The organism is Pseudoalteromonas sp. MMG012, assembly GCF_018100875.1.
Taxonomy (GTDB): Bacteria; Pseudomonadota; Gammaproteobacteria; order Enterobacterales; family Alteromonadaceae; genus Pseudoalteromonas; species Pseudoalteromonas aurantia.
On the sequence record NZ_JAGJEF010000083.1, the window covers coordinates 1 to 19,228 of the forward strand.

Genomic DNA, 19,228 nt, shown 5'->3' on the forward strand with positions numbered 1-19,228 from the left:
CTGCTCAAGTGTAAGCAATGCTTTCCCATGTAAACCTGCCGCACTTTGCACCCTAAATAGCGTGTCATTGTCTAAATTACATGCCGACTGCTCACATAGCTTTAATACTTGCTTAGCCAGTTGTAGCATCGAAGCGGCAAGTGCCGTGTCGTCTTTCGTCATACTCTCTGGCAGGACTAATTCAGTTGCAACCACACTCGTATGTGTTGCTACACAAATAAGTAGCAAAAATAAGAAGTTTTTCATGTCATTTTCCCTAATGTATTTCCGTTAATCATGCGGCTAAATAAAGATAATACGAAGCGGCATTGATATTTTTAATATAACTATTATATTGAATTTTTAGTTTTTCTTTTCACGTTTAAATGAGGTTTGATCATGTAGGTTTTTTTAACTACGCCACTACTTCCTTTAAGCTTTAAATTAACAGCTATCATGGCCCACTATCATTTATATTAGATAGGTATAATATCGAGTGAAAAGGTAAAATTTCACACAAACTTCTAATAATTAAGGCGCTTGCATGCTACTTATATGAAACGCCTTTGTCATTTTTAAAATCTCACAACTTTTATTTCTCAATTAAAAATAAACAACTTTTATTTTAGAGTTGCGCTTTAACAAATTTTAAGGTCATGCGATCAGACTCACCAATGGTGATATATTTCTTTTGGTCTTTTTCCTTCAACGCTAGGCTCGGAGGTAATGTCCAAACACCTTTCTCATAGTTCTTCGTATCTTTCAGGTTTGCATTTATTTCAGAGCTGGCGACTAATTTAAACCCGAACGACTCAACCACATTCACAAGATCTGTTTGCTTCCAACGGCCACGCTTTGATGCAGATACCCGATCTCCTTTATAATTTTCATTTTCCCTATGCTGCACAATGGCCAGCGTCCCCCCTTCTTTTAATAGTTGCCTTGCCTGCTTTAAACCATTGTCTAATCGCCCTTGATTTTGCCAGTTATGCATTGTACGCGTAATGAAAACAACATCTAACGACCCTTGCTCTACTGCGGAGCCTTTGGTTACAGGAAGAAAAGCCCCAATTGCATTGGTGCCATATAAATCAGGATTGTTTTTAATTTCATCTGGGTAAGCTGCCAATTTTTCAGCCCATTTAGGCCACTTACCGTAGTATTCCGGGTTGTGCTGCAAACCAACATAACGGCCTTTGTCTTTTAGTAAAGGAGCCAGAATATGGGTATACCAGTTTCCACCGGGGGCAACTTCACCTACTGCAGAAGTGTCTTTAATACCCATAAATCGCAGTACCTGCTCAGGGTTGCGGTATTGGTCTCGTTCAATCTCTTTTGTTGTTCGGTGTGGGTTTTCATGCACTGCGCGCCATATCGCATCCTTATCTTCAGGGCCAGCAAGCGCACTGCTGGTATATAAACTGGATAATACGAACATCGTTCCAACAAGTAATTTTTCTATACACATAATCCTTTCCCTTATCGTTGATTTTATATGGTTATATTTCACAACACTTAAAGATAATAATATTTATTATCTGTGGTTTTGTTAACTAAAGCCTCATACTCATTAAAACAGCAACACCATATTAACCTGAATCATTATTATTGTTTGATATTGGCAAGGTTTATGAGGTTTCAATTTTATGCGTTTCATACTCCGTTGAACTAAAGAGACTTTTAAATGTAAAGGCATATGGCGTATCGCCATTTTTACGAAGGTACATTAATTTATCTACAGCCTCCTCAACGGTTGGTATATGACCAGTCGGTATCCACCACAGTACATAACTTTGTTCTGGAAGCTGATGAAACCATTCTTTTTTACGGCTTAAAAAGCTTTTGTGATGCGTTTTAAACATAAAGTGCTTAAGTGCATCTGTTGATGCCCAAACCGACATGTTTAGTATAATTTTAGGGTCTGAGAAAGCCTTAATCTGCGTCGCATCGCCAGTTTCATCTTGCAAACGCCAGATGAACCCCTCACTTAAATCGGCAAGATGATTGACCGGTTCCAAATTATCTACAAAGTCTGCCATATTTTCAGACTCTAAAGCATATTTCGCTTTGGCTATATTCAATTGAGCAAGATGCATAATTTCCTTCTTCAATCTCCAGTGCCTAAAAGTATGGCCATGTTAAACTGATTGTAATGTAACCCGAAATAGGCACAGTTTGCAAAAAGTGCCGTACTGCCCAATTACTTTATATCATTTAACATCCTTTTCTGCCGCTTGTCGGGATAAAACTTGTTGTTCTGCGTAAAGCTTGCGTAAGTACACTATTCAGCTACTTCATTATCAGAATTTCCCGCTCCCCACTTCCTTGCCTGATCAAAGTTACTCCTAGCTCCCTCATGCTAAATGACTATCATCTCCATACAAAAAAGCACAGTGTACACACCGTGCTGTCAAAGGGCAGTAAAACGTTGCAAACAAATCACTTAAAGCATTCCTAGCAACACTCTGTTGTTAATTAACATACAATATTAATTAGGCAGATTATCCGTGATGATATTCACACCTGCGCCGTTTAAAATGCCTGAGCAATTTGGACAAGCGACAAAATCAGCGCCAGTTTTAACTGGGTCTTTAGACACTCGAACCGTTGCAATTGTAATCTTTTTTAACTCTTGCTCAGTCAGGGTAACACCTTCCTTTTCAGCTAGGTATACGATCCTATTAAACGCTTGTACTTCGGCATGCATTCCTGGCAAGCCACTCAATTCGTTTAACAAAAGGTCGCTACCTCCGGCCTCATTGGCCTGTAAATACTCCGCAATATATTTTCTTGTGATGTCGTTTAATTTGTTATCTACACTTGCATATTCCGCTTCTACTTTTTCCATGTATTTTTGAATGTTATTTATGCGATATCTTGTTTCTCCTGGCGCCTCAGAACTCACTGTCGTGATCCAACTTTCATTTTTCACCTGAGCATATTTAACATTAATATTAATGCTTCCATCAGTTTGTAACAGTTCATCGTTAACACTCATTTTAGCTCTAGCATATGCGGCCGCATTTTGCGTTCTTTTGCCACTAAGTCGCGCCAGATCGGTTCTGCTTCGCCTTATCGACCAATACTGGCCTTCCAGAGACACCGCTTTTTTAAATGTTTCATCTTCATCAAGTTCAGTATTACCGGTAATACCTTGCTCTGCTATTTCTTCGCCGGCATTGGGCAGTGCACATGCTCCCTCCCCGCCTGCTGCAAACGCTACAGAAGACATTAAGTAAAAGAAAGCAACTAAAAATAATCTTACATACATAATAAAAACCTTAATAATCAAATGGCTAAACAGGGCAAATTTGGCTAAAACGCGTTTCAGACAACTCTTCACCCAACTCTGTTGTTGCAGACCCTTCTGCTGTCTCTTCTGCGCTCTCTTCACTTCCAACCGTGTCTAACTCGATCTCGCTTGCATCCGTTGTTCCAAGCTCCTCAAGCAATCCATCAAACTCTTCACCAAATAGTGAGCCTGTAAATACATAATCCAACAATGGTCCACCAATCAAAGGCAATAATATTTCGTCCCAACCGCCTGAGATATGTGTTTTTTCTACGCGCATAAAGCGTGCTATTTGGCGTTTTTTAATGCCTGAGATATCAGTTTCTTCATTATGTAATTGAGCTAAGCCGCAATCAGCCAATGTATCTTCCGTTAATTTGACCTTTTTGTTTGCATCATCTAACTCACAAAAAGACTGCAACACTTCATTTGGAAAGTCATACGAACGTTGCGCATATTCATAAGCTGCGTGATAAATTATTGATTCTCTTCTTAACGGTCTATCGTTAGCGGGGATCCACTTTTGACCATACTGATTCAGTATTAGAGAAGAGGCTTTATACAATTTGTGATAATTTTGACCATTTTTCGCATAAAAGCTATGCGCGGCATCTCGCCCCTGCAATTTTTCTATAGTTTGCAATGCCGCCGCCATAGTGCCAAAAATCACCAACGGTGCATTATAAGCAGGGAGCAATGAATAAGGTGAGGCGGTGTAGTTGGCGTGTTCGGGCATCGTCGCAAAAGCCTCAAACGCGAAGGTACTCAAATATGGCTTATAGATACCCATGGATAAATCGTAATGACGAGACTCAATTTCTTTAAACCAATCGGTACCATTAACATACTGACTTAAGTACACATTGTGTACTAAAGGAAAACTTTCGGCTGCAGGGCGCATGGCCGCTAATGCGTCGGTGTTTAAGGTGTCAGACAGGTATGAGCGAAACTGCTTTTTCTCTTCACCCGATAACCCGACAGTCGCTAAGTAACCGAGATATTCAATGGCATCTAAGTCCATTTTTCGTTGTAAGAACTTATCTGACAACAGATAATTTTGTGCTTGTTTATAGACGGCTGAAGCAGCTGAAACCATACGCTTATGGCTAAAATTTTGCACTTTGTCTGCACTGACACGTGTTGGTAACTTAGCCACTATAAAACGTGGTGTAAATTCATTGGTTTGTAGATCATTAAAATCAGCCCCATAAGAAACACAGCTATCAGTCTGCTTCACATATGAAACGTTACCCGTTGTTTTACAGCGCGTATCTGCCAAATAAGTTAAGTGATCTTTGTCTATATAAGTAGGTAATACCATAGAACTTAAATCCGTCACGGAACCTGGTTCTCTGTTGCCAGTCGCTGACACGGCGAGATTTTTAAGCTGTTCCCACTCGGTAGGTGTCATAAAGCGACTATCGTATATTTGAAACTGGTCCCCCTTCTTGTTCTCAACAGTGATTACCGATTGCATCGGATAAACATAGTCAGCGCCAATTACTTTGCTTTGATACTTAATTTTATCAAGCATAACGCGAACATCTTGATGACTTGATTCTAAAAATAGCGAGTTTGTATCGTCAAAGTAGCTCTGCGTTTGCGCCATATCAGGCACTTCATTGATCCTAAACGTCAAATTTTCAGGGTAGTCTTGCTCTTTTAAAGGCGCATGAAACGATTCAAAATCAGCAACGGTTGCTTTTTGTGCAAGCTGTAAGCTCTCTGGATCTTTGCCATGAATATTTGGCACATTGTTAATGCCACTAAGGTGATGCAAAGTTGAGAACGTTAGTGCTGTGTGGTCGGTGCTACGTAGCCACAAGGAGGAGCTCTCATAAACGCTTTCAACTACAGACCTGCCATCGTCCGCTGTAAGCTGAATGCCTGTGTTTGCTTGCGTGTCATTAAAAAAACCAATTTTGAATACCGATTGTTCACCGGTTGGCGCTGTTGTTGGTGAAACAGTTAATTTGCCCCCAATACGAGTGAGGTACTTATCAGATAAGCTGCCAATATTATGTCGTAATCTCAGTCGTACCTTATCATATTGAGGATCAACAACTTCTATCTCAAATTGTGCTAGCTCGTCAGTCTGGGCATTCTGCTCTCCAAAATATAGATACTTTGTACCACTGGAGAAAACAGTCGCGATTTGTTCTGGATCCGAGGCTTTGCTGATCACAATCGTGTCTTTATCAGTGTAAGCATAACCACCTACTCGAATATGTTTTTCTCCCCCGAGATTTTTAGCTTCTTCGCTATAAACGACCCGGCCTATCCCCCCACATTTATTGTTACTCGCAGACAAAATAGCAAATGGCACACCGTCTAGATGTTTAAGGGCTACCCAGTAATTGCAATTTATATTTGGTTCCTCTGTTACTACAGTACTCAGTCCATTGATTGTAATAGAAAAATGATTACCATCATTGGTGTACGGTAGGTACCTTCCTTCTACCCAGTTACTTATGCTGCTTTTTAAACTGCTTTGAGTAATATCAAAACGCTCTATCGCAGCATCACTAATGGTGATACTGGCACTGTATGCCGCAGTGGAAAATACCGATGCCACTGCAATTGCGCAGCACCGTTTACTAAACAACTTTTTAATCATAATAGCAATTCCTGTTGTAGGCCCACATAATATTTTTCTATGCGTAAACCTAGCCAATAAAACATTCTCGTTCTGCTTTTACTTACTCATTGCTTTGGCGTGTAATTAGTGACCGCGTAAGCGTATGTAATCAGGCTGACAAAAATGGAGATGCTTAAGCAAAAAATGATCGTAAGCCGACCGCCCAATGCTAAAACCCCCACAAACTAACACTGCTATAACCAAAGTCATTGTGAATTATCCTTAGTAAATCTTAAACCATCTTAAAAAATAATAAGCTTTAAAATCAACGGCATGAAAACTTACATTTGACAAGAACAGTAGAACTTCCATGAGAAAAGTGTTAAATGATAGAAAAGTTGAACAGTAAACATGAAGAAAAGTTAGACCTAAACACACTAAGGCACTTTATAAAAAGGTTATTCCTGCCGCTTACCCTATTTCTCACTCGTACAAAGGTCCTTTACGACAAAAACGTATACGTACCTTTCCTGCTCAGTAAATTAATATCAGTAAGTTATCAATGTAAATAACCTCAGCTCTGGATAAGCGAATTTGCCCAATAACGCAAAACGGACAGTGACACCCATTCAAAAAACTAAAACCAATAAGCAGGCAATGTTCAATTAACTACATGCACTATAAGCTCAAAAATACAAAAAACTGAACTTATACGCATCCAAAAGACACTGCTAACCCACCAAACCATGATGTATTGGATATCTAGAGATTACCTTAATGGCCTAAAAGTTAAGCTAGTAACTTTTCACACTGCTTGTAATTAGCTCGCCGTTTTATTTCTAGGCTCGCACAATAATTATCAAGCTTTTGAGGTCGCCCTACTGCGCCATGGAATACTTTAGTAAACTGTATGGTGAGTTTTAACCAGTTTTCTGGGGCGATGTTGAGCCTGTCTAAAATTGGGGAGTTGATTGGGTTGATAGCACCGCGCTTGTCTGTTCGCATATATCGGCCAGTTAATTCTACCAGTTCTAAGTAGGACTTTAATTCAAAAGGTATACCTTTGGGCATGTGCTTTCGGGGGCTACCTGCAAAACGCGCTAATTGTTTAGGTTGCTTGCCTTCTTTGGCATGTTCACAGCGAGTTTTTACACTGGTGTAGTCTGAGGTTTCGGGTGTATCAGCCATTTTGGCTCTAACTGGGTTTAAATCAACATACGCCATACAGGCTGCCAGTGCCGCTTCATCAAGTAAGGCTTGTGATTTAAAACGGCCTTCCCAAAATCGACCCGTACAGTTATCTTCTTTATTCGCTTTTCGGGCAATGCTTTCATTCAGTACCCGCATAAACCAACTGATACTCGATAAGCGTTCTCTAAATTGTTCAATGTCTTTATTTAAAAAGTATTGCTGCGCTGAGTCTAGCCGCTCACCTTGAATGTACTTATGAGACAGTATGGTGCCTTTAAACAGCTTATGCCATCTGATGATAACCGCTTTATCACTCAGTCTTTTAGCTTTTATATCATCTACATGCAGCACAGTATGCGTATGGTTGCTCATCACCGCATACGCACACACATCAATACAAAACACTTTGGCAAGTTCAAGTAGTTTATCTTCTATCCAGCCTCTTCTGTGCTCATACGATTGACCTGTTACCTTATCTTCACCACACAAATAAGCACGGCGAACACACCGTGAAATACAATGGTAGTATTTGGTATCAGTTAAACTCACTTGTCTTTTTCGTGCTGTAGCCATGAGAGAATTGCCTATCTTTTAAGCTGAATTTAAAAGATAGGTGATGAATGAAAAACAGTCAATTTAGGATGGGTGTCAGTTTAAATATTACTGTTGAAAGTGCCACAGCCAACTCGTGAGCATATGAGAAATGATGTGATGGCGTATATGCGCTATTACAACTTAGAAAGGCTTCATACGGCTAATGGTGATCTGTCGCCAGTAGAGTATGAACAAAATTCCTTAAGAATAGTGTCCTGATTTAGTTGTGCAGAACAGTTTCATGATATTGCGCTGATCTGGACTTAATCTGTCCAGCTGATCTAAAAACGCGTCTATATGTTGTTTATTATCTAACTCGCCGTATTGATATTGTCTTTCACTACCTGGGGCTGATAGATCAATCGTCAATTTGGGCTGATAGCCTGAGAAATAAAGCTTTGATCCTATTTCGGGCGCTTCATTTTTTATGATGGCAACGTCGCGTTGAGTTGTAGTCAGACTATTTTTATTTTGTTTTTCTACTTCACTATCAAGTAAAGCTCGGTCTTCTTTCGACACCGTAATCGGGGTCATTTCTAACTTGATAGCTTGACCCCGACTAATTTGACTCTGATTAACTTGATTCTGACTGGCGAAGGGATACTGAATACGCATCGCTGTTTCCTTGCGATTAAACTGCCTAATAACGGGTTATATCTCAAATATCGGCCAACAATTCGTAAACTTTACACTTAAATGACTATAAAATAGCCTCTACTTCAAAATACTTGGTGCACTCGCCTACCGTTAATACAACCTCATCGCCGAGTTGTTTCGTGAACAAAACCCGCCCTATTGGTGAGGCATGTGTAATAACCAATATATTTTGTTGCTGAATAGTCACTTTTAACCCGCCTTCAGATGGGCCTAAGTAAAACCAGTGTACCTCATCATCCATATCAATCAGTTGCACAAGGCTCCCTTCTTTTGCCTGTTTTTCAGCGTCTTGATTAAAACTATGGGCAAAAAAAACAATAGATTTATGAATATCATTCACCCGCTCACTTTGACCATGCGCTAAATAGCCTGACTCAATGCTTAACGAGTCATACTGCGTTTCTGCTGCACTTTGTTCATGGGTTGCATCTTGATGTGCACTGTCGGCTGCTTGTTTCGCTTGTGCCAATTTTGCCTCTAATGCAAATTTAATATGCTCTATTACATGGCCCTTATTCATTTTCTCTCTCTATCCACTACAAAATCACATATAAAGGAAAAGCCAATGACTGTTCCTGTTTCTTATTATCGACTATTTTAATGGTCAGCTTCCACTGCATCAACTGCGTAGTGCATAGCCCGACCATGGTTGTTGCATGAAACACACCACCCTCTTGTTGTTCAAAGAAAACAGGAATATAGCCCATGTTCATGTCTTCCCCAGCTAAAAAAGCAGAGTCAATCGTGTTGCCTTGCGGTAACTCTAGAGTCACGTCAATCTCTTCTTCACCTTTTATCACTGTTGATGAATACCAAAGTCGTACTCCATTGCTCTGTAAGCAAGGCGATTGTCTTATACAATTTTCTATTTTACTTAAGCTTTCACTTTTTTCTGAACTTTCATGTATAATAGCTGTAGGGTCAGAGCATGCGCTCACAAAACTCAACACGGCAAGTACGCAAAACCACAATTTGAGCATTATTTATCCTAATTTAGACGATAAAAACTGATGCATAGTAATGCAGATTTTATTATTGCGCTACAATGATGAATAACTGAACAAAGAATGGGGCAAAATTTGATTGATGTCATAATTTTATGCGTTTGAGGTATCTTTTTTTTTGCAAAAAAATTATTATTTCCTTGCAAAAATAAGGGTTTCTCAGGTTGGTTTGAAATGTAATTGTCAAGCAATTTTATTTTGAATCAAGCTTGTTGAAATATAAAGCAGGGCCTGTTTATGCAGGTAATTCATTTCTAATCGCATTAATTGCAGCGGAATCCAGAAAATGAGCCAGACAGTAGCATCACAAACTGAGTACAATTATAAAGTTGTACGCCAATTCGCTATCATGACAGTGATTTGGGGCATCGTTGGCATGGGTGTTGGTGTTCTAATTGCTGCCCAACTCGCTTGGCCAGCATTGAACTTTGATACACCATGGTTAACATACTCACGACTTCGTCCGTTACACACGAACGCAGTCATATTCGCATTTGGTACTAGTGCACTTTTCGCAACATCTTATTATGTTGTGCAACGTACGTGTCAAACGCGACTTTTCTCCGACAAACTCGCTTCGTTCACCTTTTGGGGTTGGCAAGCAATCATTGTCTCGGCAGCTATTACGCTTCCTCTTGGTATTACATCGTCAAAAGAATATGCTGAGCTAGAGTGGCCAATTGATATCGCAATTGCGGTTGTTTGGATCACTTATGCGGTTGTTTTCTTTGGTACATTGATCAAGCGTAAAGTGTCTCATATCTACGTAGCTAACTGGTTCTACGCTGGTTTCATTATTACGGTTGCTGTACTTCACATCGTGAACAGTATGGCTGTGCCTGTATCGTTAACTAAATCATACTCAATTTATGCCGGCGCCGTCGATGCCATGGTGCAGTGGTGGTATGGTCATAACGCGGTAGGCTTCTTATTAACTGCTGGTTTCCTAGGTATGATGTACTACTTCGTACCAAAACAAGCAGGCCGTCCTGTATATTCTTACCGTTTGTCAGTTGTTCACTTCTGGGCATTGGTTTCTCTTTACATTTGGGCTGGCCCTCACCACCTTCATTACACCGCGCTGCCAGACTGGACGCAGTCTTTAGGAATGGTAATGTCTGTTATCTTATTCGTACCTTCATGGGGCGGGATGATCAACGGTATTATGACACTTTCAGGAGCATGGCATAAACTTCGTACCGATCCGGTATTGCGCTTCTTAGTTGTCTCTCTATCGTTTTACGGTATGTCGACGTTTGAAGGTCCAATGATGGCTATTAAATCAGTGAACGCATTGTCTCACTACACTGATTGGACTGTTGGTCACGTACATTCAGGTGCCCTTGGTTGGGTTGCTATGATCTCTATCGGTGCTATTTATCACTTGATCCCTGCACTATTTGGTCACGATAACATGTTCAGCGTTAAGCTTGTTAACACCCACTTCTGGCTACACACTGTTGGTGTTGTTTTATACATCGTTGCAATGTGGATCTCAGGTGTAATGCAAGGCCTTATGTGGCGTGCGGTAAATGCTGACGGTACATTGATGTATAGCTTTGTACAATCACTTGAAGCGTCTAAACCGTTCTACATAATGCGATTCCTTGGCGGTGTATTCATCGTAATTGGTATGCTGGTTATGGCATACAACGTGTTCCGCACAGTGAGTGCTAAAAGTGGCACCCTTGCTACTGATGCACACACAAAAATGGCTTAAGGGGTGTAGAATATGAGCAATAAAAATTCAGCCAACAAACATGAAATCGTAGAAAAGAACGTCGGCCTAATGGCCATACTGACTGTTTTTGCGATCAGCTTTGGTGCACTGGTAGAAATTACGCCACTTATGTTCCAAGAAGACACAACGAAACCTGTTGATGGCTTACGCCCATTAACTGCATTGGAAATGGAAGGTCGTGATATTTATGTGCGTGAAGGCTGTTATAACTGTCACTCGCAAATGATCCGCCCGTTTCGTGATGAAGTTGAACGTTATGGTCACTACTCAGTTGCTGGTGAATCAGTATGGGATCACCCATTCCAGTGGGGCTCTAAGCGTACTGGTCCTGACTTAGCACGTGTTGGCGAACGCTATTCTGATGATTGGCATTATGCCCATTTGATGGATCCTCGTTCAGTAGTTCCAGAATCAAATATGCCAGGTTATCCATGGTTAGACAGCACAAAGGTAGATACCTCTCTTACCCTTAAGAAGCTGCAAATCTTCCGTGACAATTTTGGTATTGATAAAGCATCACCCAAGTATGATGGAAAAGGTTACGGCGATGATAATGAGCTATTAGCTCAAATCGCTAAAGTCGATTCTATGAATAACGGCACTGGTGCAACCGAAATGCAAGCCCTAATTGCATACCTTCAGCAACTTGGCACACATTTGAAGTAATTATTATGGATTACGGCACATACAGAGGCATTTTGACTCTGATAATTTTGGTACTATTTATTGTGATTGTTGGCTGGGCATACAGTAAACGCTCAAAAAATCGATTCGACAGCGCGGCAAATGCGATTTTCGAAGACGAGAAAAAGCACGACAGCACAATCTCTAACGAGGAAAAGGAGTCTGAAAAATGACTAGCTTTTGGAGTATTTGGGTAATTGTATTAACCCTTGCGTGTCTTGCTCTGATCTTAGGCCTACTACTTTGGAACCTGAAAAACTATGCAGGTGTTGAAGAAGGTGAAAGCTGTGGTCACGAGTTTGATGGTATTGAAGAACTGAACAACCCACTCCCTAAATGGTGGACCTACATGTTCTTCGCAACCTTTGTTTGGTCTGTTTATTACCTTGCAGCCTACCCTGGTCTTGGTAATTTCGCAGGTTTGCTTAATTGGACTAGCTCAAACCAGGGCGTTAAATCAATGGAAGAATCTAAGGCGGCAGTTTTAGCGGCTCAAGAAAATGGCCATTGGGTGCAACTAGACAAAGAAGTTGAATATGCACAAGAGCGTTTTGGTCCTATCTTTGAAGCATTTGCAAAGCAAGATGTTGTAACATTGGCTAAAGACGAAAAAGCACTTGAGATTGGCCAACGTTTGTTTGCACAAAACTGTGCACAATGTCACGGTTCTGATGCTCGCGGTGGAATGGGCTTTCCTAATCTAACCGACAATGATTGGTTATACGGCGGCAAGCCGGACCAAATCAAAGAAACACTGCTTAACGGTCGTGTTGCAGCAATGCCGGGTTGGAAAGATGCACTTGGTGAACAAGGCGTTGAAGAAATGACTGCATTCGTGCTGAGCCTTTCGGGTCGTAAAGTAAACCAAAAAGACGCTGATGCAGGTAAAGCTAAGTTCGCAATGTGTGCAGCCTGTCACGGTATGGACGGTAAAGGCTCTGTTGCCCATAACCTGCCATTTGGTGCGCCTAACCTCACAGACAATGTTTGGTTATATGGTGGCTCTAAGCGCGCAGTTGAAGAAACGCTTAACCATGGTCGTGCCGGTGTAATGCCAGCATGGAAAGAGATCTTAGGTGAAGATAAAGTTCACTTATTAACCGCTTATGTTTATAGCTTATCGCAAAATAATCAATAAATTATAACGAGTTAATCGAGATCAAAAAAGCCTCCATTTGGAGGCTTTTTTTTAGGTTTTTCACCGCAAATAAGATAAAATACCTACACACTTTTTAAGTCTTTGAGTCGTTATGAATCCTACCCCGTGGTATAAAAACTTTTGGCCTTGGTTTTTAATGTTCTTTCCTGTTGTTACCATCATTGCCTGTATTGGGTTAGTGGTTTTTGCTGTTGGTAATGGCCCAGATATGGTCGTTGATGACTACTACAAAAAAGGTAAAGCAATTAACCTTGAGCTCACAAAGTTCGATAAAGCCAAAGCGCTCTATTTACACGGAGATTTACAAGTCACAGCTGATACCATCAAGTTTCATTTTACAAAAGGTGACGCCAGCAAGGTAAATGCATTAAAAGCGTCGTTTTATCACCGAACAATCAAAAAATACGATTTCAGTACCAACTTACTCGCCAATGCCAATGGCGAATTTACCGCCGTATTAGATTCAATTGAACAAGGGGCCTATACGGTTTTTCTTGAGCCTATGGATGGCAGTTGGAAACTCAAAGAAAACTTACAACTACCTAGCGACACAATCATAAAAATATCACCAGAATATAAGTAGTCACCATGTCAAAAGCGTGTTTCCATTGCTTAGAGCCCGTCCCAAAAGGGTTTAATGAAACGGTGCTATTTGATAGCCAGCAACACCCAGTGTGTTGCATTGGCTGTCAAGCTGTTGCTGAAACCATCGTTGCTCAAGGTATGAGTGACTATTACAAATTTCGTACTGAAAGTGCCGGTAAAGTTGATGAGTTAATCCCTGAACAACTCACACTGATTAAAAGCTACGACAATCAAGATATCCAATCTGATTTTGTCTCTGACAGTGGTGATCTGTCAGAAGTGTTGCTCAGTGTTGAAGGGATCAGCTGTGCGGCATGTGCATGGCTGATAGAAAAGCAATTATTGGCACTACAAGGCGTCAACCGCGTCGATGTAAATACATCAACTCATCGCGCCATGATCTTGTGGGATAAAGAACACACTTTACTCAGTGATATTATTCAAGCATTAATGCATATCGGCTATAAAGCCTACCCATTCCAAGCAGATGAAGAAGCAAGCCAAAAACAAGCGACAGCCAAAGCCTACATTCGTCGTTTAGGCGTAGCAGGCTTAATGACGATGCAAGTCATGATGTTTGCATTTGCCATGTACTTTGGCATGTTCTCAGGAATGGAAGAAGATTTTGAACAGTATTTTCGCTGGATCAGCCTGATACTGGCCTCTCCTGTTATTTTGTATTCCGCTTTGCCGTTTTTAACCAATGCAATCAAAGGTCTCAGAGCTAAACAACTCAACATGGACTTACCCGTTTCCCTGGCCATTTTTGGCGCCTATGCAGCGAGTTGTTATGCCACTGTTATGGAAGTGGGTGAAGTGTATTTCGAGTCTATTTGTATGTTTACCTTCTTACTTTTATTGGGTAAATATCTCGAATTTAGAGCGCGTTTAAAAGCCAGCGAATTTACCGCTAATTTACAAAAACTATTACCACTCACAGCCCGAAAACTGGATGAAAAAGATGATGAGTCTATTGTTGCAGCTAAAAATTTGCAATTAAATGACCGCGTGTTAATCAAAGCCGGCGAAACCATTGCCGCTGACGGAATCATCATCGCTGGCACCACCACCGTTGATGAATCAATGATGACCGGTGAGCATTTACCTGTGAAAAAGTACCTTGGTCAACAAGTGTTTGCCGGTACAGTGAATCACGATGGCGTCGTTAGCATAAAAATTAATAAAGTGGGGCAAAACACCCTACTTAATCAAATTATTAAATTGCAACACTCTGCACTGTCTAAGCGCCCAAAGCTGGTTGAAGTAACAGACAAAGTGGCACAATGGTTCGTCGCTTGCCTATTAATATTTGCCTCTATCACAGCGATTGGCTGGTACCCTGTTTCACCGGAACAAGCATTCTGGATCACTATTTCAGTCTTAGTAGCAACCTGCCCGTGTGCACTGAGCTTAGCAATTCCGACCGCATTAACCTGTGCTGTCGCCACGCTAACCAAAAAAGGTGTATTAATAAAAGAAGCCCATGTGCTAGAAACACTCACAAAACTCACTCGGGTTGCCTTTGACAAAACAGGCACCTTAACTGAAGGGCATTTTTCGATAGATAAAGTGGTATTACACAATAGTGCTTATAGCGAAAACGAGGTACTTTCCTTAGCCGCCAGCTTAGAAAAGTACTCAGAACACCCTATTGCAGCCGCATTCAATGAACACTTAAACACCCATCATGAGCTAAAAAACATAGAAGTGCATACCGGTAAAGGGATCAGCGCGTCATTGGGCGAGCAAACACTGGCAATAGGAAAAAGTGGCTGGCACCAACAGCAGCGTTCCAATGCGCAAGCAACTTTATATATAGATGAACAAGCCATTGCTGACTTTTATTTCAATGACAAGGTTAGAAATAATGCTAAAGATGTCATCGCTCAGCTGCAACACAATGGCTTAAGTTGTCACTTGTTAACCGGAGACAGCTCTGATGCCGGTGCGAAACTCACTGATACCCTGAACCTTGACTCACAGCAAAGTAGCTGCTCACCAAAAGACAAACAGCTTGCCGTTGATGCTTGGTCTAACAAAGGCGAAATTGTGGCTATGGTGGGCGATGGCGTCAACGATAGCCCTGTGTTTAACAGTGCTCACCTTTCTATCGCGATGGAAACCGGCGCAGACATATCAAAAAACACCGCCGATGTGGTATTGTTAAAGAGTGATCTAAATGCCATTTTGCAGTTGCAAAAAATTGCACTGCAAACCCGCCGTATCGTGAAGCAAAATTTGACCATTTCCTTGTTATATAACGGTTCAATCTTGCCACTGGCTGCTCTTGGTATGGTCCCACCATGGGTCGCGGTCATCGGTATGTCGGCCAGCTCAATTATTGTGATAGGTAATTCATTGAGGTTATTAAAGCTATGAGCATCATTTACATTTTAATTCCCATCGCTATTTTATTTGTCATTATTGCCATTGGTATCTTCTTTTGGGCAGTTAAAAGTGAACAATTTTCTGACTTAAATAAACAAGGTCACAGCATTTTGTTTGAAGATGACAAAGAACAGCATCAAAATGCCAATGACAGAGATTAGTTTATTTGGTGCGTTTATTATGGGATTAGTTGGCAGTGGCCACTGTATTGTGATGTGCGGTGGTATTGCTTCAAGCCTACAAATGGCTAATTCAACACTCAAACCTATTAGCGTCGGGCTTACTTACAACTTAGGCCGAGCGATAAGTTATATGGTAGCCGGTGCGTTAGTGGCGTCATTAGGGAACTCATTTGCAAAACAAAACACCGAATTCGCGCTGAGCTTAAAGATATTCAGTGGGGTATTCATGATATTGGTTGGGCTTTATGTTATGCGCCTCGCCAGTTCATTAAAGTGGCTAGAACAAGCTGGAAAAACCGTTCTTTGGCAGCACTTGGTGAAACTGAACAAACATTTACTCCCTATTAATACATACTCTAAAACTTTACTCTACGGCATGCTATGGGGTTGGCTACCTTGTGGACTGGTATATTCAGCACTCACATGGACTTTGCTAGCTCCTACTCCATGGTATGGCAGTGCCATTATGTTGAGCTTTGCACTGGGTACTTTGCCTTCGATGCTCATTGTTGGACAATCGGCACAACAGCTTAGCCGCTTTTTAAACCACACGCTTATTAGGTGGGCGCTAGGTAGTATTTTTATCTGGTATGGAATCTATCTACTAATCATTGCATCCGATAGATTAGTACATTAACCTAGTCTCAGCGTCATATTTTAATGGATTTATTATGGATTTAAATAATCAACAACGTTCGAAAAGTCAATGCACCATCAGTTGTAATGACTGTAGTATCAGCCAACTATGTTTACCATTTACCTTAAATGGCAGTGAAATGGATAAACTAGATGAAATTATCGAGCGTAAGAAACCATTACATAAAGGCGATTATTTGTTTGAATCTGGCGCGAAGCTGAATGCCATATTCGCTGTACGCTCTGGGTCTTTTAAATCTTATACACTATCAGAACAAGGTGATGAGCAAATAACCGGCTTCCACCTAGCGGGTGATTTAGTCGGATTTGATGCCATCAACAAAATGCAGCACCAAAGTTTTGCTCAGGCACTAGAAACGTCAATGGTGTGTGAGATCCCATTTGATACACTGGACGAACTCGCCGGTAAGCTACCTAAATTGCGCCAGCAGATCATGCGCTTAATGAGTAACGAAATTAACTATGATCAAGAAATGCTATTACTGCTAAACAAAAAAACGGCTGAAGAACGACTCGCTACGTTTATATATAATTTGTCAAACCGGTTTGGTGAGCGAGGCTTTTCACGTAAAGAATTCCGCTTTACCATGACTCGAGGAGAAATTGGTAACTATTTAGGGCTTACGGTTGAAACGATAAGCCGTTTATTGAGCCGCTTCCAAAAAGCCAATCTCATTAAAGTTGAAGGTAAGTTTATTACTATCTTAAATATCCCTGAATTAGCTAAAACAGCAGCGATAGCGGTTTGATCTAGGGCAATGAATTCTCAATAACGACTTTCACCTTACGCTAAATCAGTTACACTTAACGTAACTGGTTTAGCTGATAAAGTATGTTAAGGAGTTCATAATGGATAAAATAAAACGCATTCTTGCCGTTATCGATCCAACCAAAGCACAGCAAAATAGTTTGCAACGTGCTCTTTCATTAGCAAAAAAAACAGGGGCACAGATCACCGCCTTCTTGTCGATATATGATTTCTCATATGAAATGACCACAATGCTCTCAAAAGATGAACGTGAAGCAATGCGTGCCGCCGTCATAAAAGACAGAGAAGCGTGGATCAATGATTTGCTCTCTAGTATTGAAAATATTGATGTGCATAGCTTAGTGTTGTGGCATAACCGCCCTTATGAAGCCATTATTAACACCGTGATTGATGACGGGTACGATATAGTGATAAAAAGCACCCACCAACACGACACTTTAAAATCGGTTATTTTCACGCCAACTGACTGGCATTTAATACGAAAATGTCCAAGCCCGGTGCTGCTTGTTAAAGATCATGAATGGCCAGAAGAAGGCCATATATTAGCGGCTGTTAATGCCGTTAGTGATAACGAACAACATCAAGCATTGAATAAACGCATTATTAGTGATGCACAATTTATTTGCCAACTTGCCAATGCCCAACTGAGCCTCGTTAACACCTACCCCGCTACCCCTGTCAATATTGCAATAGAGATCCCTGAGTTCAACCCTTCGCAATACAATGAAGCAGTTAAAAAGCATCATGAAGATGAGACATTTTCCTTAGCCGATTCATTCAATATTGCGCGTTCAGAGTGCGAAGTTAAAGAAGGGTTACCAGAAGATGTTATTCCCTACGTTGCCGGTGAGAAAGGCTCAGAACTTGTCGTTATCGGTACCGTTGGGCGCACTGGATTAAGTGCTGCGCTGGTAGGAAACACCGCAGAACATGTTATTGATAGTCTCGATTGTGATGTATTGGCCTTAAAACCCGATGGCTACAAAAGCCCACTGGCTCATAAATAACACTCAGTTTTAATCATCTTATTTTCTCGTGCCACTGTATATGTGGCACGCTTTTCTTACAAAATTGTATCTGATGCTTACGCTAATTTACGATATGCTTTAGTCATAGACGTTGCCGTTAGACTGACTCTGGTATATTGAATGAAAGTATTAATTGTTGAAGATGACTTAGACACCGCCCAATTTATCGCGCGCGGATTAGAACAAAGTGGCGATTCAGCCACTCACTGTGATAATGCCGAACAGGCTTTGCTGAGTGCATCTACACACCCATTCGACGTAATTATTTTTGACCGTTTGCTACCTAGTATGGATGGCTTGGATGCGGTACGTATTCTTAGGCAGAGTAAAATAGTGACGCCTATTATTATGCTGACGGCGCTCAGTGAAACATCAGACCGAGTCGCAGGGCTAAATGCTGGCGCAGATGATTACCTTGTGAAACCATTCGCATTTTCTGAGCTTTACGCACGCTTAAAAGCCCTTACTCGCCGTCAACCGTTGACACCTAAGGCACTTGAATTAGTCGTTGCTGACCTAACGTTAGAGCGTACCACCAGACAAGTAAAGCGTGCGGATACACACATTGACTTAATGCCCAAAGAATATCAAATTTTAGAGTACCTCATGCTCAATCCTAAGCAATTAGTCACAAAAACCATGCTACTTGAACAAGTGTGGGGATTCAGTTTTGACCCCAAAACCAGTCTCGTACAAACCCATGTAAGTAGACTACGCAATAAAATAGACAAACCTTTTAT

Annotated in this window: 20 protein-coding genes and 1 pseudogene; 12 read left to right on the plus strand and 9 right to left on the minus strand. The window is 41.0% G+C overall.

The annotated features are described in order from the left end of the window. The 6 genes from J8L97_RS19745 to J8L97_RS19770 all read right to left on the minus strand — a co-directional run. The coding region (locus tag J8L97_RS19745) for a hypothetical protein (RefSeq protein WP_211052284.1) at nt 1-246 on the minus strand (246 nt) is incomplete at its 3' end. A gap of 358 nt (nt 247-604) precedes the next feature. Beyond that, nucleotides 605-1,447 (minus strand): class I SAM-dependent methyltransferase, encoded by an 843-nt coding sequence (locus J8L97_RS19750; protein ID WP_211052285.1) that lies wholly within the window; start codon nt 1,445-1,447, stop codon nt 605-607. A 160-nt stretch (nt 1,448-1,607) separates the two neighbouring features. After that, entirely contained in the window at nt 1,608-2,075 is a 468-nt protein-coding gene (locus tag J8L97_RS19755; RefSeq protein ID WP_211052287.1) for a DUF3291 domain-containing protein, read from the minus strand. Nucleotides 2,076-2,467: 392 nt separating this feature from the next. Beyond that, nucleotides 2,468-3,250, minus strand: a complete 783-nt coding sequence (locus J8L97_RS19760) for a YwqJ-related putative deaminase (protein ID WP_211052289.1) — start codon at nt 3,248-3,250, stop codon at nt 2,468-2,470. A gap of 25 nt (nt 3,251-3,275) precedes the next feature. After that, nucleotides 3,276-5,888: a hypothetical protein gene (locus tag J8L97_RS19765; protein WP_211052291.1), complete on the minus strand. Its 2,613-nt coding sequence runs from the start codon at nt 5,886-5,888 to the stop codon at nt 3,276-3,278. Nucleotides 5,889-6,638: 750 nt separating this feature from the next. Then, complete coding sequence (locus J8L97_RS19770; RefSeq protein WP_211052293.1) at nt 6,639-7,613, minus strand: transposase; 975 nt, start codon at nt 7,611-7,613, stop codon at nt 6,639-6,641. 90 nt (nt 7,614-7,703) lie between these two features. Between J8L97_RS19770 and J8L97_RS19775 the strand changes: the two are divergent. Beyond that, a pseudogene (locus tag J8L97_RS19775) lies at nt 7,704-7,853 on the plus strand (IS3 family transposase); the annotation flags it as partial. Here J8L97_RS19775 and J8L97_RS19780 read toward each other — a convergent pair. From J8L97_RS19780 to J8L97_RS19790, 3 genes are all read right to left on the minus strand, one after another. Next, entirely contained in the window at nt 7,836-8,249 is a 414-nt protein-coding gene (locus J8L97_RS19780) for a hypothetical protein (RefSeq protein ID WP_211052295.1), read from the minus strand. The pseudogene J8L97_RS19775 and the gene J8L97_RS19780 sit on opposite strands and share 18 nt — an antisense overlap. Nucleotides 8,250-8,334: 85 nt before the next feature. Continuing rightward, nucleotides 8,335-8,811, minus strand: coding sequence for a GreA/GreB family elongation factor (locus tag J8L97_RS19785; protein WP_211052297.1), 477 nt, complete (start codon nt 8,809-8,811; stop codon nt 8,335-8,337). Between the two features lie 16 nt (nt 8,812-8,827). Then, nucleotides 8,828-9,271, minus strand: coding sequence for a hypothetical protein (locus J8L97_RS19790; RefSeq protein WP_211052299.1), 444 nt, complete (start codon nt 9,269-9,271; stop codon nt 8,828-8,830). A 310-nt stretch (nt 9,272-9,581) separates the two neighbouring features. Between J8L97_RS19790 and ccoN the strand changes: the two genes are divergently transcribed. From ccoN to J8L97_RS19845, 11 genes are all read left to right on the plus strand, one after another. Next, nucleotides 9,582-11,015, plus strand: a complete 1,434-nt coding sequence (gene ccoN, locus J8L97_RS19795) for a cytochrome-c oxidase, cbb3-type subunit I (RefSeq protein ID WP_211052302.1) — start codon at nt 9,582-9,584, stop codon at nt 11,013-11,015. A 12-nt stretch (nt 11,016-11,027) separates the two neighbouring features. Beyond that, nucleotides 11,028-11,702, plus strand: a complete 675-nt coding sequence (gene ccoO / locus J8L97_RS19800; RefSeq protein WP_210994747.1) for a cytochrome-c oxidase, cbb3-type subunit II — start codon at nt 11,028-11,030, stop codon at nt 11,700-11,702. A gap of 5 nt (nt 11,703-11,707) precedes the next feature. Further along, nucleotides 11,708-11,893 carry a CcoQ/FixQ family Cbb3-type cytochrome c oxidase assembly chaperone gene (locus J8L97_RS19805; RefSeq protein WP_010362722.1) on the plus strand — a complete coding sequence of 62 codons (186 nt, stop codon included), beginning with the start codon at nt 11,708-11,710 and terminating at the stop codon, nt 11,891-11,893. Next, on the plus strand, nt 11,890-12,858 hold the full coding sequence (gene ccoP, locus J8L97_RS19810; protein ID WP_192507793.1) for a cytochrome-c oxidase, cbb3-type subunit III: 969 nt from the start codon (nt 11,890-11,892) through the stop codon (nt 12,856-12,858). The genes J8L97_RS19805 and ccoP overlap by 4 nt, the downstream gene beginning before the upstream one ends. 112 nt (nt 12,859-12,970) lie before the next feature. Next, the gene (locus J8L97_RS19815) at nt 12,971-13,462 is read left to right on the plus strand and encodes a FixH family protein (protein ID WP_211052304.1); all 492 of its coding nucleotides are present in this window, start codon (nt 12,971-12,973) and stop codon (nt 13,460-13,462) included. A 5-nt stretch (nt 13,463-13,467) separates the two neighbouring features. Continuing rightward, nucleotides 13,468-15,843, plus strand: a complete 2,376-nt coding sequence (locus J8L97_RS19820) for a heavy metal translocating P-type ATPase (protein WP_211052305.1) — start codon at nt 13,468-13,470, stop codon at nt 15,841-15,843. Continuing rightward, the gene (ccoS, locus tag J8L97_RS19825) at nt 15,840-16,013 is read left to right on the plus strand and encodes a cbb3-type cytochrome oxidase assembly protein CcoS (protein WP_192507796.1); all 174 of its coding nucleotides are present in this window, start codon (nt 15,840-15,842) and stop codon (nt 16,011-16,013) included. Before J8L97_RS19820 ends, ccoS begins: the two co-directional genes overlap by 4 nt. Beyond that, a complete protein-coding gene (locus J8L97_RS19830; protein WP_211052306.1) occupies nt 16,000-16,671 on the plus strand; it encodes a sulfite exporter TauE/SafE family protein in 672 nt (223 codons plus the stop codon). The genes ccoS and J8L97_RS19830 overlap by 14 nt, the downstream gene beginning before the upstream one ends. Nucleotides 16,672-16,705: 34 nt before the next feature. Then, entirely contained in the window at nt 16,706-17,440 is a 735-nt protein-coding gene (locus J8L97_RS19835; protein WP_192507797.1) for an FNR family transcription factor, read from the plus strand. Nucleotides 17,441-17,540: 100 nt separating this feature from the next. Beyond that, a complete protein-coding gene (gene uspE, locus J8L97_RS19840) occupies nt 17,541-18,467 on the plus strand; it encodes a universal stress protein UspE (protein ID WP_211052307.1) in 927 nt (308 codons plus the stop codon). Between the two features lie 141 nt (nt 18,468-18,608). Next, nucleotides 18,609-19,228: response regulator transcription factor (locus tag J8L97_RS19845; protein ID WP_211052308.1), on the plus strand; the 620-nt coding region annotated here is incomplete at its 3' end.

What these genes read in the sequence shown, in the direction of transcription:
- J8L97_RS19750 (WP_211052285.1), bottom strand. Translation starts at nt 1,447, where the DNA reads ATGTGTATAGAAAAATTACTTGTTGGAACGATGTTCGTATTATCCAGT.
- J8L97_RS19755 (WP_211052287.1), bottom strand. Translation starts at nt 2,075, where the DNA reads ATGCATCTTGCTCAATTGAATATAGCCAAAGCGAAATATGCTTTAGAG.
- J8L97_RS19760 (WP_211052289.1), bottom strand. Translation starts at nt 3,250, where the DNA reads ATGTATGTAAGATTATTTTTAGTTGCTTTCTTTTACTTAATGTCTTCT.
- J8L97_RS19765 (WP_211052291.1), bottom strand. Translation starts at nt 5,888, where the DNA reads ATGATTAAAAAGTTGTTTAGTAAACGGTGCTGCGCAATTGCAGTGGCA.
- J8L97_RS19770 (WP_211052293.1), bottom strand. Translation starts at nt 7,613, where the DNA reads ATGGCTACAGCACGAAAAAGACAAGTGAGTTTAACTGATACCAAATAC.
- J8L97_RS19780 (WP_211052295.1), bottom strand. Translation starts at nt 8,249, where the DNA reads ATGCGTATTCAGTATCCCTTCGCCAGTCAGAATCAAGTTAATCAGAGT.
- J8L97_RS19785 (WP_211052297.1), bottom strand. Translation starts at nt 8,811, where the DNA reads ATGAATAAGGGCCATGTAATAGAGCATATTAAATTTGCATTAGAGGCA.
- J8L97_RS19790 (WP_211052299.1), bottom strand. Translation starts at nt 9,271, where the DNA reads ATGCTCAAATTGTGGTTTTGCGTACTTGCCGTGTTGAGTTTTGTGAGC.
- ccoN (WP_211052302.1), top strand. Translation starts at nt 9,582, where the DNA reads ATGAGCCAGACAGTAGCATCACAAACTGAGTACAATTATAAAGTTGTA.
- ccoO (WP_210994747.1), top strand. Translation starts at nt 11,028, where the DNA reads ATGAGCAATAAAAATTCAGCCAACAAACATGAAATCGTAGAAAAGAAC.
- J8L97_RS19805 (WP_010362722.1), top strand. Translation starts at nt 11,708, where the DNA reads ATGGATTACGGCACATACAGAGGCATTTTGACTCTGATAATTTTGGTA.
- ccoP (WP_192507793.1), top strand. Translation starts at nt 11,890, where the DNA reads ATGACTAGCTTTTGGAGTATTTGGGTAATTGTATTAACCCTTGCGTGT.
- J8L97_RS19815 (WP_211052304.1), top strand. Translation starts at nt 12,971, where the DNA reads ATGAATCCTACCCCGTGGTATAAAAACTTTTGGCCTTGGTTTTTAATG.
- J8L97_RS19820 (WP_211052305.1), top strand. Translation starts at nt 13,468, where the DNA reads ATGTCAAAAGCGTGTTTCCATTGCTTAGAGCCCGTCCCAAAAGGGTTT.
- ccoS (WP_192507796.1), top strand. Translation starts at nt 15,840, where the DNA reads ATGAGCATCATTTACATTTTAATTCCCATCGCTATTTTATTTGTCATT.
- J8L97_RS19830 (WP_211052306.1), top strand. Translation starts at nt 16,000, where the DNA reads ATGACAGAGATTAGTTTATTTGGTGCGTTTATTATGGGATTAGTTGGC.
- J8L97_RS19835 (WP_192507797.1), top strand. Translation starts at nt 16,706, where the DNA reads ATGGATTTAAATAATCAACAACGTTCGAAAAGTCAATGCACCATCAGT.
- uspE (WP_211052307.1), top strand. Translation starts at nt 17,541, where the DNA reads ATGGATAAAATAAAACGCATTCTTGCCGTTATCGATCCAACCAAAGCA.